Raw genomic sequence first — 13,036 nt, 5'->3', positions numbered from 1 at the left:
TGTGGTACTTTTTTGACATGGAGCCCGTATGCCTGTCATCGATCGTCTGCACCTGCTCGGGCAAATGAACGCCCTCCCCACCCCCCGCCACACCTACCGGGAACGCGTCCAATTCGAGGAGCACATGGACGCCCAACGGCATGGGCTCGATGCCGCACAAAGCACGCTGCTCAACCAAGCAGTGCAGACGATCCAATCGCTGACAGGCGTATCTTCCCCATCTTCAGCCCTCGGCGAAGTGAGCGCCCGCTTCGAATCCGGAAAATCCGGGGCAGCAGCCATCGGCTACGACCCCGTGGGCGGCACCTCCTACGGCGCGTATCAGATCGCCTCCCGGCCCGGCACCATGGACCGCTTCCTCCAATATCTCGATCAGGTGGAACCGTCCTGGGCGGCGCGTCTGCGGGCCGCAGGCCCGGCCAACACCGGATCCACCAGTGGCGGTATGCCCGCAGAATGGAAGGCCATTGCTGCCGAAGCCCCGCAGCGCTTCTTCCAGGTTCAGCGCCAATTCATCGAACAGACCCACTTCGAGCCCGCCCGCAAGGCCATTTTGGAGCGCACCGGCATCGATGTGGCAAAAGGCCCGCAAGCTGTGGCCGAGGCGCTGTGGAGCACGGCGGTGCAGCACGGCCCGGCAGGGGCGACCCGCATCTTTTTCACTGCTCTCGATGCAATGAATGCGGCGGGCAAGCCACAGGCCCTGCGTCACCCTGAATTTGCGCAAAGATTGCTGCAAAAGGTTTACGCCCTGCGTGGCTCGGACTTCGGCTCGTCACCCGCCGCCGTGCAAAGCGCGGTGCAGAGCCGCTTGCAGCAGGAAGGGCAATGGGTGCTCGCCATGCTCCAGGGCGCGCCTACGACGTAGAAGGCATCTCGCCCGCGCGGAAGTCTTTGAGCAGCGCTGCATATTCTTCCTGCGCAAGACGGGGGCCAAAACGGGTCACAACCCGGGAGGCGGCAAGACTGGCCAGCCGTCCGGCCTCGGGAAAGGACATCCCGTGGGTGATGCCGTACAAGAAGGCGCCGGCAAACATATCCCCAGCCCCGTTGGTGTCCTTGGCCGCCACCGGGAACGGGTCCACCTCGTGAAGCTGGTAGCCGTCAAAAAGCAGCGCTCCCTCTGCGCCCAAAGTGACGGCAAAAGCGCCCGCCACCTGACGCAAGCTGTCCACGGCCTTGGCCAGGGTGCGGCACCCGGCCCATGCCAAGGCCTCGGCGCGGTTACAAAAAAGCAAGTCCACCCCTTCTCCGAGAATTTCTTCCAGACCCAGGCGAAAGTACTGCACCATGGCCGGGTCGGAAAAGCTGAGTGCCGTGCGCACCCCATGGCGTCGGGCCATGGCCATGGCCGCCACGGCCGCAGCCCGGGCCGTGGGTGAAGACACGAGATAGCCTTCCACATACACGAATCGGGAACGGGCCACGGCCTCTTCGTCCAACTGGGCTGGGCTCAACTGCGCAGAAATACCCAGATAGGTATTCATGGTGCGCTCCGCATCCGGGGTCACGAGCACCACACACGACCCCGTGCTCCCAGCAGGACGCGGCCCCTGCAGGGTGGTGGCAACGCCCATGCGGGCCAAATCCTCCAAGAAAAAATCCCCCATCTCATCGGCAGCCACCAGGAACGCATAGCACGCCCGCCCCCCAAGGCCGCCACAGCCACCATGGTATTGGCGGCGGAGCCTCCGCAGGCCCGGCTCCCATGCTGACCGCGCAGCGCCTGGAGCACAGCAAACTGGCGTTCCGTATCCACCAAGGTCATGAGTCCTTTGGCAATGCCATGGGTCTCCAAAAAGGCGTCATCGACGGCAAACTCCATGTCCACCAAAGCATTGCCCATACCAAACACGTCAAATTCCATATGCACTCCATTTGTCAGCATGCTGTGCTGTCCGTCTCCAGGTCACGCGCCCACCAGGCGTTGAGCACCGCCTGCACCACCGTGGCCAGAGGGATGGCAAAAAACACCCCCCAAAATCCCCACAGACCGCCGAACACCAAAATGGAGGCAATCACCGCGATGGGATGGATATTCACCACCTCGGACAACAGCAGCGGGACGAGGACATTCCCGTCCAAGAGTTGGATCACCAGATACGCCCCGAGCGCCACCATGAACTGGCTCTCGACCCCCCATTGCATATAAGCAACCACGGCAACGGGAATGGTCACGACCGTTGCACCGACATAGGGGATGATCACCGAAAGCCCCACCAACAGGCTGAGCAGCATGGCGTAGTTCAATCCGCACACCAGAAAAGTAATATAGGTCGCCACCCACACGATGAGAATCTCAAGGATCTTGCCGCGCACGTAGTCACTCACCTGCCGCTGGATATCCGCCCACACCTTGCTGGCAAGCCGGTGGTCTTCCGGTAAGAAACGACGAAACCATCCAATGAGCAGTGTTTTGTCCTTGAGAAAGAAGAACACCATGATGGGCAACAGCACCAAGTAGATAGTGAAGGTGATGACCGAACGCATACTGGAGAGGCCGTATGCCACCAGTTGATGGCCATAGCTGGCGATCTGGATGCGGAAACTATCCAAGAGCTCCGTCAAATATGCTTCCGAAATCAGATGCGGATACCGCTCGGGCAAATGCACGAGCAGCGTTTGGGCGCTGGCCACCATATCCGGCAACCGCCCCAGAAAGTCCGTCACCTGACGGATGAGGAGCGGAGCAAGGCCAAGGACCAAAAACACCAAGAGCACTACAAAGAGCAAACACACCAGGCTGACCGCAACGAGACGAGGCGTGCCCAAACGCACCAATGGGCGCACCAAGCCCTCCAGGAGAAAGGCGATCACCAAGGCGGCGATCACTGGGGCCAAAAAGTCGCCAATCCATAACACCAAGGCAGACAGCACTGCGAGTACTGCCACCAGAGTAAAAAATTGGGGATTGGCTGCAAAACGATCGAGTACGTTGCGAAACAAATGCACAGAGGCTCCTTGTCGTAGAATGGACGCGGCCTAGCCTGTCCGGGTTTCGCCCGTCAACACGAAGGCCGCCCGGAGGCGGCCTTCGTGGACAGACAAGATGCCCAGTGACGGATGTGGTTAGCGGATAAAGAGCATTTCCTGGTAGCTGGGCAGGGCCCATTGGTCATCGGCCACCATGGTCTCCAGGGTGTCCGCCCATTGGCGCACTTCCGCCATGGCCGGCAGAATGACATCGCAGGCATAGCGGGCATGGGCATGGGTCGACGCCCCTTTGTCGGCGGCCAACACGGCATCGAGATTTTCAATGGCGTCCTGGAGCTTGCGCAGGTTCTCGGTGATCGCGTCCAGCATCTTGGTGCGGAAGTCTTTCCCGATGGCGCGCAAATTGGCGCACACCGCCGCCAGCTCTCCCTGATAACGGATGGCGGAAGGGAGAATAATGGTCTTCGCCATGCGCAGGGCAAGGGCCGCTTCGGTCTCGATGGTCTTGCAGTACTGCTCGGTATAGATTTCCTCGCGGCTTTTGAGCTCTGCCTCGGTGAAGACCCCGTACTTGGTGAAGAGCTCCACCACCTCCGGACTGGTAAGCACCGGCAAGGCGTCCGGGGTGGTTTTGAGATTGGGCAGCCCGCGACGCTCCGCTTCTTTGTGCCATTCTTCGGAATATCCGTCGCCGTTGAAGATGACCGCCTCATGCTCCGTGATGATGGAACGCAGAAGCTCCTGCACCGCGGCATTGAGCTTGGAGGGGTCCCCGGCGGTGGCCTTTTCCAACTCCGTGGCGATATAATCCAACGACTCGGCGAGCATGGTGTTGAGGGCCACCTGCGGGCCGGCGATGGACATGGAGGAGCCCACGGCGCGGAACTCGAAGCGGTTGCCGGTAAAGGCAAAGGGGCTGGTGCGGTTGCGGTCTCCCGGGTCCCGGGGAAGCGGCGGCAGGGTGTCCACCCCCACATTCATGAAACACTTCTGCTTGCACCCCTTTACCTGACCGGTCTTGATCTGCTCGAACACGTCGCTCAGTTGCTCGCCCAGATACACGGACATGATGGCCGGCGGGGCCTCGTTGGCGCCAAGACGATGGTCGTTGGACGCCGAGGCCACGGTGGCGCGCAGGAGAGCGCCGTATTTGTGGAGTGCACGAATAGTGGCCGCGCAGAACACCAAAAACTGGGCGTTTTCGTGGGGGGTGTCGCCGGGATCGAAAAGACTGCCGAGCTCGGCGTTGCCAATGGAATAGTTGAGGTGTTTGCCTGAACCGTTGATGCCGGCAAAGGGCTTTTCATGGAGCAGGCACATCATGCCGTAGCGCTTGGCCACAGTGCGCAGTACCGTCATGATGAGCTGGTTGTGATCCGTAGCCAAGTTCCCCTGTTCATACAAAGGCGCGATCTCGAACTGGCTGGGCGCCACCTCGTTGTGCCGGGTCTTCACCGGCACACCAAGTTTGTAGAGCTCCCGCTCCACTTCCATCATGAAGGAGAGTACCCGACGGGGGATCACTCCAAAGTATTGGTCTTCGAATTCCTGGCCCTTGGCAGGTTTGGCGCCGAAAAGGGTACGTCCTGCAATCAACAGGTCCGGCCGGGCAAAGGCAAAGTTGCGATCGATGAGAAAATACTCCTGCTCCGGGCCAGCGAAACAGGTGATGGGGAGCGTCGTCTCGGTGCCAAAGAGCTTGAGCACCCGCTTGGCCTGCTTGTTCAATACCTGCAGGGAACGCAGCAGCGGTGTTTTCTTATCCAGGGCCTCGCCGTTCCAGGAGACGAATGCCGTGGGGATGCACAAAAAGGTCCCATTGGGATTTTCCAGGATATACGCGGGGCTGGTGACGTCCCACGCCGTATACCCACGCGCCTCGAACGTCGTGCGCAGCCCACCGGAAGGAAAACTCGATGCATCCGGCTCACCCTGGATGAGCATCTTACCGGAAAACTCGGCAATGGCCCCCCCTTTCCCGTCAGGGGTCAAAAAGGAATCGTGTTTTTCTGCAGTAAGGCCGGTCAAGGGGAAAAACACATGGGTAAAATGCGTGGCCCCTTTCTCGATGGCCCAATCTTTCATAGCCGTGGCCACGATGTCCGCAATGGACGGATCCAGTTTTTCCCCCAGCTCGATGGTCTTCTTGAGCGACTTATAGACGTCTTTGGGCAGACGTTCCCGCATGACCTGGTCGTTGAATACGTTGCATCCATAGATGTCCGTCGGTTTTTCCTCCTGGAAGTGCATCCCAGAAGAGGCCGGTTTGTACTCTAAAATCGCCCGAATGGCATCCCGCCGGGTAGAAACTCCGCTCATAGACTCCTCCAAAAAGGTGATAGGGTCGCGCCATGCGCCCGCCGTATGAACCAACGCCCCAAAACAAGCAAGGACAGGGCCAAAAAGCATAATATGCTTATTTTATTTAATAAAAAAATAAAAAGCCTCCAGCATCTCCCCCCCCATCTTGTCATTTTGCCAAGCCTGTTCATTATTTTTTTTCATTTTTGTCCATCCAGCTCCCATCAGAGCTGTTCGCACTGCTCGCGGGACGCACGAAGGCAACACCCGCGCTCCCAAAAGCGGAGGAGCCACCGCAAGGTGGCACGTCTGCCTGCACACCACCCAGGCTCGCCACGACATTTTCTAGACAACGCCCATCGTTTTCCTTTACTTGAACGCTACGGCTATCTCCAACCCCTTCTCAAGGAGTCCCCTATGCCCGCCAACACCAATCTCTATCTTTTGACCCGGCTCCCCATCTTTCACACCAACAAAACCGTTTGGGGATACGAAATTCAGGCGACGAGCGACACCGGTCAAAGTACGGTGGGGACCACCATCATCGCCGGCGATTCAGTCGGCCTCCAAAACATCGTGGCCCGCAGCAAAAAAATCCTCATTGCCTACACCTATGACCAAATCGCCAACGAACTCCCCCACGCCATCCCTGCGGCCAACTCCGCCATCCAGGTGGCCACGGAATACCAGCTCGACGCCACCATCACCGAAGTCCTCGATCGACTCCACGCCGAAGGACATACCTTGGCCCTCGAATGGCACCCCGCCACCACGCCGGCCTCGCCACTTTTGGAGAAATCACAAGTCATCACCGTCACTTCTCCCGCCGCCTTCGAGGACCCCGCCCTCCAAACAGCGGTCCAAAAGACCCACGCGCTTATTTTGTGCAAAAATGTAAACACCGAAGACGACTTCCGATCCCTCGCCCAGCGCGGCGGCAGCCTCTTTCAAGGCCGTGCCTTCACCCAGCCCGAGGTCATTCCCGGAAAAAAAATCTCCGCCCATCAGGGCTCGCGGCTGCGCCTTCTTGAAGTCATCGAGCAAGAAGACCCTGATTTGAACAAACTTGCACAAACAGTCCAAACCGATGTCACCTTGAGCTACAAGCTCCTCACCTACCTCAACTCCCCGGCCTTCGGCTTTGCCCGCAAGATCGAATCCATCCGGCAAGCCATCACCCTGTTGGGCTGGCGTCAGATGCGCAATTGGCTGCGCGCCATGCTCCTGGCGGACATGGCGCAAAACGAACAACAGACCGAGCTCGCCCATTTCGCGCTGCGGCGCGGCAAGTTTTTGGAAGAGTTGGTCAAAACTTATGATTATTGGGATTTCAAACCAGAAGAGATGTTCCTGCTCGGGATGTTCTCCCTTTTGGATGCCATGCTCGGGATTCCCATGGCCACGGTGCTCGAATCCCTCCCCTTGAGCGATTTCCAGAAAAAAGCTCTGCTTGGTGACCCCAATTGCGCCCACCGGCCACTGCTGGATCTCATGCTCGCCTGTGAAGACGGTACGGAAGAACCCCTCGCCCAGGCCTTGGGCCTCGACATCCCCACGGTCAAGCGCTTGCATAGCGAGGCAACGGCCTGGGCCACTTCCATCCTCGACGCGTCCCTCTAACAACACCAAGGGGGCTCTTCGCCCCCTTGGTCGGTATCGCAGGTCCGTGCGGCGCGTTAGCGGATCGGATCCACATTCCAAATGCGCGATGCATATTCCATGATGGCCCGGTCCGAAGAAAAGAATCCCATACGCGCGGTGTTGAGAATCGACATGCGCGCCCACCGTGCAGTATCGCGATAGGCTGCGGATACGGACTCCTGGGCCTGAATATAGCTGCGATAGTCAGCAAGCACCATATAATAATCACCATTGTGCAGTAGAGCATCGATAATTGGCCGGAAAAGATCTTTATTTTCCGGACTGAAATGACCACATGCAATCATGTCCAGAGCTTTGTGGAGCTCCACGTCATTCTCATAGATTGCCCAAGGATTGTACCCTTGAGATCGCATGTGCACGACCTCTTCTTCCGTGAGTCCAAAGAGGAAAAAGTTTTCATGGCCGACGAGGTCGCGTATCTCGATGTTCGCGCCGTCAAGCGTTCCAATGGTAAGCGCGCCGTTGAGCGCAAATTTCATATTTCCGGTCCCCGAAGCCTCCATACCTGCAGTAGATATCTGCTCGGACAAATCTGCGGCAGGAATGACGATTTCTGCCTGCGAAACGCAGTAGTTGGGCAGAAATACGACCTTGAGCATACTTCCAACAGCAGTATCCGCATTGATGACTTGCGCAACTGAGTTGATGAGCTTGATGATGAGTTTGGCCATGAAGTATCCAGGAGCAGCCTTCCCGCCAAAAAAGACGATGCGCGGGGTATGCGCATCTTCTCCCTGCGCCTTGATACGATTGTAGAGTGTAATAACATGAAGCACATTGAGAAGCTGACGCTTGTACTCATGGATGCGTTTGACCTGGACATCAAACAGTGATGCCGGGTTTACGCCCATTCCCAGCTTGCGCAAGACATATCGGGCAAGACGCTTCTTGTTTTGTCGCTTCACGGCAAGCCAGCGTTGTTGGAACTCTGGGTCATCCGCATACGCAGTAAGGCCTTCTAACAAACTCAAATCCCGAACCCAATCAGGGCCGATAACCGAGGTGATCAGGTGCGAAAGCTCTGGATTGCACCCATCGAGCCAACGGCGCGGCGTAATACCGTTGGTGACGTTGGTAAATTTTTCGGGATAGAATTCGTGAAAATTATGGAACAGACGCTTTTTGAGGATGTCCGAATGGAGCTTGGCGACTCCATTGACGGTATGGCTCCCCACGATGGCCAAATGCGCCATGCGCACCGTCTGCGGCCCATCCTCGCCGATCAGGGACATGGCGCGCACAATGTCGTCGCGCCCCGGCTTCCAGCGGCGCACCTCCTCCAAGAAAAAGTGGTTGATGGCAAAAATGATTTGCATGTGCCGGGGAAGCACACGCCATAAAAGCTCTACAGGCCACACTTCCAAGGCTTCTGGCAGCACGGTGTGATTGGTATAGGCAAAGGTTTTCTGACACAGCTTCCACGCCTCATGCCAGTCCACCATTTCCTCGTCCACGAGGATGCGCATCAACTCGGCGATGGCAATGGCCGGATGGGTATCGTTGAGCTGCACAGCGACTTGATTGGGGAAGTTTTCAAAAGAGGCGTAGTTGTTTTTGCGGTATCGTCTCAAGATATCTTTAAAGGTGGCGGCGACAAAAAAGTACTGCTGTTTGAGACGGAGTTCCTTTCCACTGGGGCTATGGTCATTGGGGTAAAGAACCTTGGAGATATTCTCGCTTTTGACCTTGCTTTCAACAGCTCCGATATAGTCGCCTTCGTTGAACTCGCTCAAATCAAATTCCCGACTGGAAACCGCCTTCCATAAGCGCATGTTTGTCACGTAATCGTTACGATATCCAGGTATCAAAATATCGCACGCCATTGCCATTACAGTATCTGTATCGACCCATCGAAACCTTTCCGCTCCAGAGGAATCGTGGTACACTTCAGATCTTCCATAAAAATGGATCTTATACATGAAGTTTCCACGCCGGAAAACCCATGGAGAATCCTGGCGCAACCAGTTGTCAGCGCTTTCCTGCTGGTATCCATTGACGATACTCTGATAGAATATGCCATAGTCATACAATATGCCGTAGCCATATCCTGGAATGCAGCATGTCGCCATGGAATCCATGTAGCACGAGGCGAGCCGGCCGAGGCCTCCATTGCCCAGACCCGGGTTCCACTCCTCTTCCACCAGCTCGTCCAATTCCATACCAAAAGACTGAACGGCTTCCCGACAAACATCCTCGATACCCAAGGCCTGGATGTAGTTCATCAAAAAACGGCCCGGAAGAAACTCCAAGGAAAGATAATACACCCGCTTGGAAATGGTATCGTAAAAAGACCGCTGCGTCTCCAACCACTTGGTCACCAGCCGGTCGCGGACACTGTAGCACAGCCCCAAAAAGTATCTCCCTTTTCGGGGAGGGTACGGATCACCGCCGAGCGTATGGGCCACATGACGCTGAATATCTTCCTTGAGCGCCTGAACCTGCAAGGCAAACTGCGCATCATCTCCCATGGCACCACTCCTCTTGCTTATGGTTCGACGAGACTTATGGGAAGAAAATAGGCGATTTTTGCCAACACTGTCTAGTCTTTTACCGGGAGAGAAACGATGATCACCGTATTTCTCGTGGGAGCAGCCCTGGCGACGGAACTCTTCCCCATCATGAAGACCCCCGAAGAATGGCGGGCCATCCTCTCACCACAAGCATATGCGGTGCTCCGCGAAGAAGCCACGGAAGCCCCCTTCACCGGCCCGTACTGGAATCATCATGCCCCGGGCGTCTACTCCTGTGCCGGGTGCGGCAATCCGGTGTTCCGCTCCCAAGACAAATTCGACTCCGGCACGGGCTGGCCGAGCTTCACAGCGCCTATCGCCCCGGATCACGTAGGCACACGCCAGGATTTTTCCTGGGGCCGGATACGCACGGAAGTCCACTGCGCCCGTTGCGGCGGCCACCTCGGTCATGTGTTTCCCGATGGGCCACAACCAACGGGATTGCGCTATTGCATCAATTCTGCTGCACTGCGATTTACAGAGGAAACGGATCAAAAATGATAGTCCACAAACTTTCGTGAAGCAACGACAGAGCGGATGAAGTCTACGCATTTTTGATGTTCCGGATGCCTCTGGTACGCATCCAAATCTTCTTCTGTAGCAAAAGTAGAAAACAACAGCACTTCCACTTCCATGTTTGTTGCCATCATGCGTGTACTGACATGAAAATCTTGAATGACGTCGATGGCCGTGGGCAGTGCATCCAACATGGACTTCATCACGGCAGCGTTTTCCGCAGCACTCTTCCCATCGACTTCGGGCTTGAGGGTCCACATCACGATGTGTCCAATCATTGCAACTCCTTGCACCATAGGCGCTCAATAAAGGTTCGGTGCTGTTCCAAAAGCGAAAAGCACGCATCCGGAATGAGTCCACGCACGCTGCGGCCCGTCACAAACCGCTCTCGCACCATGGAAGAAGAAATCGCCAGCAGCGGCGCTTGGATGTATGCGATCCGGCGCTTGCCGTGCCACCCCCAGGCAGTGCGGGTAAGCCCCAGTGCGACGCGGGCAAAGTGATCCGCCTCTGCCCAAGAGGTCCCGCCCCGCTCCACCACGACCATGTCCACCAGGTGCGGCAGGCGCGTCCCCTGGTGCCACGACGGCAGACTCACGAAATCCGTGCTGCCCACGATGAGCACCCATGGACCGTCCTCAGGACGCTGGCGCAAGGAGACGACGGTGCGCACCGTGTACGACGGCGTCGCCAGAAAGCGTTCCTCCTCGCTCACGCCCAACCCGGCCTCGCCCTCGCAGGCGGCCTTCACCAGGGAGACACGCAAGCTGTACGGCAGGAGCGCGTGATCCGACTTATGAGGCGGGGCAAAACTCGGCAAGAAGAGCACCCGGCGCAGGCCCAAGTTCTCCCGGACTTCAATGGCCATGCGCAGATGTCCCACATGCACGGGATTAAAGGTACCGCCGAGGATCCCAACGGCTCCGGCAAAAAGTTCATTGCCGCACATGGCCATCGCCGAAGACCACAAACTTCTGGCTGGTGAGTTCTTTTACCCCCATGGGCCCGTAAGCATGCACCTTGGAGGTGCTGATGCCGATTTCCGCCCCCAGCCCCAGCTCCCCACCGTCATTGAACCGTGTGGAGGCGTTCACCAAGACGCACGAAGCGTCCACGGTGCGCAAAAACCGCATGGCTCGGCGGTAGTCTGCAGTCAAAATGGCCTCGGAGTGCCCGGACCCGTACTGGGCGATATGCGCCTCGGCCTCGGACTGGGAGTCCACCACGCGCACCGCCAGGGTCAGGGAGAGGAACTCATGGCCCCAATCTGTCGGCAAGGCAGGTTCGGCTGCATCTCCCAGCAAGGGGAGCGCCTGGGGGCAGGCCCGGAAACATACGCCCAATGCCCCGAGGGTTTTGCCCAAGGCAGGAAGCAAAGAGGGGGCGATACGCTGGTGCACGAGCAAACATTCCAAAGCGTTGCATACCGCAGGGCGCTGCGTCTTGGCGTTTTTAATGATTTCAATCGCCTGATCTATGTCAGCATCTTCGTGCACATAGATATGGCAAACCCCCTTGTAATGCTTGAGCACCGGCATAGTGGCATCACGCACCACGGCACGGATCAATCCTTCTCCTCCGCGTGGGATCACGACGTCGATATACTCGTCCATGCCAAGCAAAATGGGCACCGCGGAACGGCTCGTGGTAGGCACCATCTGTACCGCAGCTTGCGGAAGGCCTGCGTCGGCGATCGCTTTTTGCAGCAAGGAGGTCAACACCATGTTGGAATGATACGCCTCAGAGCCCCCACGAAGAATCACGCTGTTTCCTGCTTTCAGACACAAAATGGCGGCATCGATGGTCACATTGGGACGAGACTCGTAGATGATGGCAATGACCCCCAGCGGGATACGCATGCGCCCTACCATAAGACCATTGGGCCGGGTGACGACCTGCTCCATTTCCCCAATGGGGTCGGGCAAGGCCGCCACATGACGGCACGCCGCACACATAGCGGCAATGCCGGCCTCGGTCATGCGGAGCCGTTCCATGCGTGCGCTATCCAGCCCTGCTTGCTGTGCCTTGTCCAGATCTTGAGCATTGGCATCTAAAATCTCCGGCTGGTGTCGCTCCAAAAGTTGAGCAAGCCCTCGCAACGCGGCGTTTCGAGCCGCGCCACTGGAGGTCGCCAAAATCCGCGACGCTTCTTTGGCCTCGCGGGCAAGGGTGCGTAGCTGCATCTCCAATTCCATACGATACTTCCCCCTAAAAAATCGATTGTAAGCGAGTCTCTAGCCAAACCCTGACAAGAGGGCAAGAAAATGACGCCAAATTATGCGCGCCGTACGCCGAGCGCGAAATCAACGGCCATATCCCCCGCTCATCAAAGCGGATCCCGGTGACACGCATCAAAACCAGCCCTCAATTTCGCGCAGTCACACCCTCTCTCCATTTGACCTTCCCCTACTTTCCGCCTACATCCGCCCCCAGCTTACAATTTTGAACAATCATTTCGAGGTTTCCCATGCAGCAGACACCCCACCCAGACCTTCTCGACAGCCTTCAGCAGGAAATGGACGACGATCTCCATCCTCTACTTCGCTGGATCGTAGAGCATATCAAGGCCCTCGGCGTGGCGGCAGCCGCCGTGATCGCCCTCGTCGCCGCCTGGACCGCCCGAGATCACTATCAAAGCATCCAGCTTGCCCGCACCCAAGAAGCGCTCGTGCAACTCGCCCAGCAGTCCCCAAGCGCCCAGACGATCGCGGATCTCAAAGCCATGGCGGCCGAACACCCCACGATTGCCGTCGCCGCGTTGCTTGAAGCCACGGTCCAGGCGGATGCCTTGCAGGACAGCGCCGAAGAAGCTGGCCTGTGGCAGCAGGTAGCGGCACACGCTGATGCACTCGCCCCCGTAGCAACGCTGGCCCAGGTTCAGGCGCTGACGCGCGCCCAACGCTTTGCCGAGGCCCTGACGCTCGCGCAGCAAACCACCTGGCCGGAAGGGCTCAAGCCACTGGCCTTGAGTGCCCAGGCATTTGCGGCAGAAAATGCCCAAAAACCTGCGCAAGCCCTGGCAGCCTATCAAGAGCTCAAAACCTTGGTCTCGGGCAGTCCCTACATTGACGCCAAAGTTGCCCAGCTCCAAAAAACGCGGCCTTAACCTACAA

The 13,036-nt window shown here is 57.7% G+C and carries 12 protein-coding genes; 4 read left to right on the top strand and 8 right to left on the bottom strand.

The features are described 5' to 3' along the window. Positions 1–28: 28 nt before the first annotated feature. The gene (locus BR00_RS01645) at positions 29–868 is read left to right on the top strand and encodes a VgrG-related protein (RefSeq protein ID WP_496475875.1); all 840 of its coding nucleotides are present in this window, start codon (positions 29–31) and stop codon (positions 866–868) included. On the opposite strand, the gene BR00_RS01640 is transcribed toward BR00_RS01645, so the two are convergent. From BR00_RS01640 to BR00_RS01625, 4 genes are all read right to left on the bottom strand, one after another. Continuing rightward, positions 858–1,610 (bottom strand): adenosine kinase, encoded by a 753-nt coding sequence (locus BR00_RS01640; RefSeq protein ID WP_496476233.1) that lies wholly within the window; start codon positions 1,608–1,610, stop codon positions 858–860. The genes BR00_RS01645 and BR00_RS01640 overlap by 11 nt on opposite strands. Continuing rightward, positions 1,508–1,867, bottom strand: a complete 360-nt coding sequence (locus tag BR00_RS01635) for a hypothetical protein (protein WP_496476241.1) — start codon at positions 1,865–1,867, stop codon at positions 1,508–1,510. Before BR00_RS01635 ends, BR00_RS01640 begins: the two co-directional genes overlap by 103 nt. Before the next feature lie 14 nt (positions 1,868–1,881). Beyond that, positions 1,882–2,952, bottom strand: coding sequence for an AI-2E family transporter (locus tag BR00_RS01630; RefSeq protein ID WP_496475874.1), 1,071 nt, complete (start codon positions 2,950–2,952; stop codon positions 1,882–1,884). Positions 2,953–3,069: 117 nt separating this feature from the next. Next, complete coding sequence (locus BR00_RS01625; protein WP_496475873.1) at positions 3,070–5,253, bottom strand: glutamine synthetase III family protein; 2,184 nt, start codon at positions 5,251–5,253, stop codon at positions 3,070–3,072. 399 nt (positions 5,254–5,652) lie between these two features. Between BR00_RS01625 and BR00_RS01620 the strand changes: the two genes are divergently transcribed. After that, the gene (locus tag BR00_RS01620; RefSeq protein ID WP_496475872.1) at positions 5,653–6,855 is read left to right on the top strand and encodes an EAL and HDOD domain-containing protein; all 1,203 of its coding nucleotides are present in this window, start codon (positions 5,653–5,655) and stop codon (positions 6,853–6,855) included. Positions 6,856–6,911: 56 nt separating this feature from the next. Here the strand turns inward: BR00_RS01620 and BR00_RS01615 are convergent, their stop codons facing one another. After that, positions 6,912–9,365, bottom strand: a complete 2,454-nt coding sequence (locus BR00_RS01615; protein WP_496475871.1) for a glycogen/starch/alpha-glucan phosphorylase — start codon at positions 9,363–9,365, stop codon at positions 6,912–6,914. Positions 9,366–9,461: 96 nt separating this feature from the next. On the opposite strand from BR00_RS01615, the gene msrB reads away from it, so the two are divergent. Continuing rightward, on the top strand, positions 9,462–9,908 hold the full coding sequence (gene msrB, locus BR00_RS01610) for a peptide-methionine (R)-S-oxide reductase MsrB (protein WP_496475870.1): 447 nt from the start codon (positions 9,462–9,464) through the stop codon (positions 9,906–9,908). On the opposite strand, the gene BR00_RS01605 is transcribed toward msrB, so the two are convergent. The 3 genes from BR00_RS01605 to BR00_RS01595 are packed head-to-tail and all read right to left on the bottom strand — an operon-like array spanning position 9,899 to position 12,118. After that, positions 9,899–10,201 carry a Dabb family protein gene (locus BR00_RS01605; RefSeq protein ID WP_496475869.1) on the bottom strand — a complete coding sequence of 101 codons (303 nt, stop codon included), beginning with the start codon at positions 10,199–10,201 and terminating at the stop codon, positions 9,899–9,901. The two genes, msrB and BR00_RS01605, sit on opposite strands and share 10 nt — an antisense overlap. After that, entirely contained in the window at positions 10,198–10,872 is a 675-nt protein-coding gene (nadD, locus tag BR00_RS01600) for a nicotinate (nicotinamide) nucleotide adenylyltransferase (protein ID WP_496475868.1), read from the bottom strand. The genes BR00_RS01605 and nadD overlap by 4 nt, the downstream gene beginning before the upstream one ends. Then, positions 10,859–12,118, bottom strand: coding sequence for a glutamate-5-semialdehyde dehydrogenase (locus BR00_RS01595; protein WP_496475867.1), 1,260 nt, complete (start codon positions 12,116–12,118; stop codon positions 10,859–10,861). The genes nadD and BR00_RS01595 overlap by 14 nt, the downstream gene beginning before the upstream one ends. A gap of 272 nt (positions 12,119–12,390) precedes the next feature. On the opposite strand from BR00_RS01595, the gene BR00_RS01590 reads away from it, so the two are divergent. Further along, complete coding sequence (locus BR00_RS01590) at positions 12,391–13,029, top strand: hypothetical protein (protein WP_496475866.1); 639 nt, start codon at positions 12,391–12,393, stop codon at positions 13,027–13,029. The last annotated feature ends 7 nt before the right edge of the window (positions 13,030–13,036 follow it).

This window comes from Thermodesulfomicrobium thermophilum DSM 16697 (genome assembly GCF_059568695.1).
Note: the sequence above shows the minus strand (reverse complement) of the source record. Positions and strands in the feature narration are given on the sequence as shown.

Bases quoted from the DNA above. Each gene is read 5' to 3' on its own strand.
- BR00_RS01640 (WP_496476233.1), bottom strand. From the start codon at position 1,610: ATGGGGGATTTTTTCTTGGAGGATTTGGCCCGCATGGGCGTTGCCACC.
- BR00_RS01590 (WP_496475866.1), top strand. From the start codon at position 12,391: ATGCAGCAGACACCCCACCCAGACCTTCTCGACAGCCTTCAGCAGGAA.
- BR00_RS01615 (WP_496475871.1), bottom strand. From the start codon at position 9,365: ATGGGAGATGATGCGCAGTTTGCCTTGCAGGTTCAGGCGCTCAAGGAA.
- BR00_RS01635 (WP_496476241.1), bottom strand. From the start codon at position 1,867: ATGGAATTTGACGTGTTTGGTATGGGCAATGCTTTGGTGGACATGGAG.
- BR00_RS01605 (WP_496475869.1), bottom strand. From the start codon at position 10,201: ATGATTGGACACATCGTGATGTGGACCCTCAAGCCCGAAGTCGATGGG.
- BR00_RS01645 (WP_496475875.1), top strand. From the start codon at position 29: ATGCCTGTCATCGATCGTCTGCACCTGCTCGGGCAAATGAACGCCCTC.
- BR00_RS01595 (WP_496475867.1), bottom strand. From the start codon at position 12,118: ATGGAATTGGAGATGCAGCTACGCACCCTTGCCCGCGAGGCCAAAGAA.
- nadD (WP_496475868.1), bottom strand. From the start codon at position 10,872: ATGTGCGGCAATGAACTTTTTGCCGGAGCCGTTGGGATCCTCGGCGGT.
- msrB (WP_496475870.1), top strand. From the start codon at position 9,462: ATGATCACCGTATTTCTCGTGGGAGCAGCCCTGGCGACGGAACTCTTC.
- BR00_RS01625 (WP_496475873.1), bottom strand. From the start codon at position 5,253: ATGAGCGGAGTTTCTACCCGGCGGGATGCCATTCGGGCGATTTTAGAG.
- BR00_RS01620 (WP_496475872.1), top strand. From the start codon at position 5,653: ATGCCCGCCAACACCAATCTCTATCTTTTGACCCGGCTCCCCATCTTT.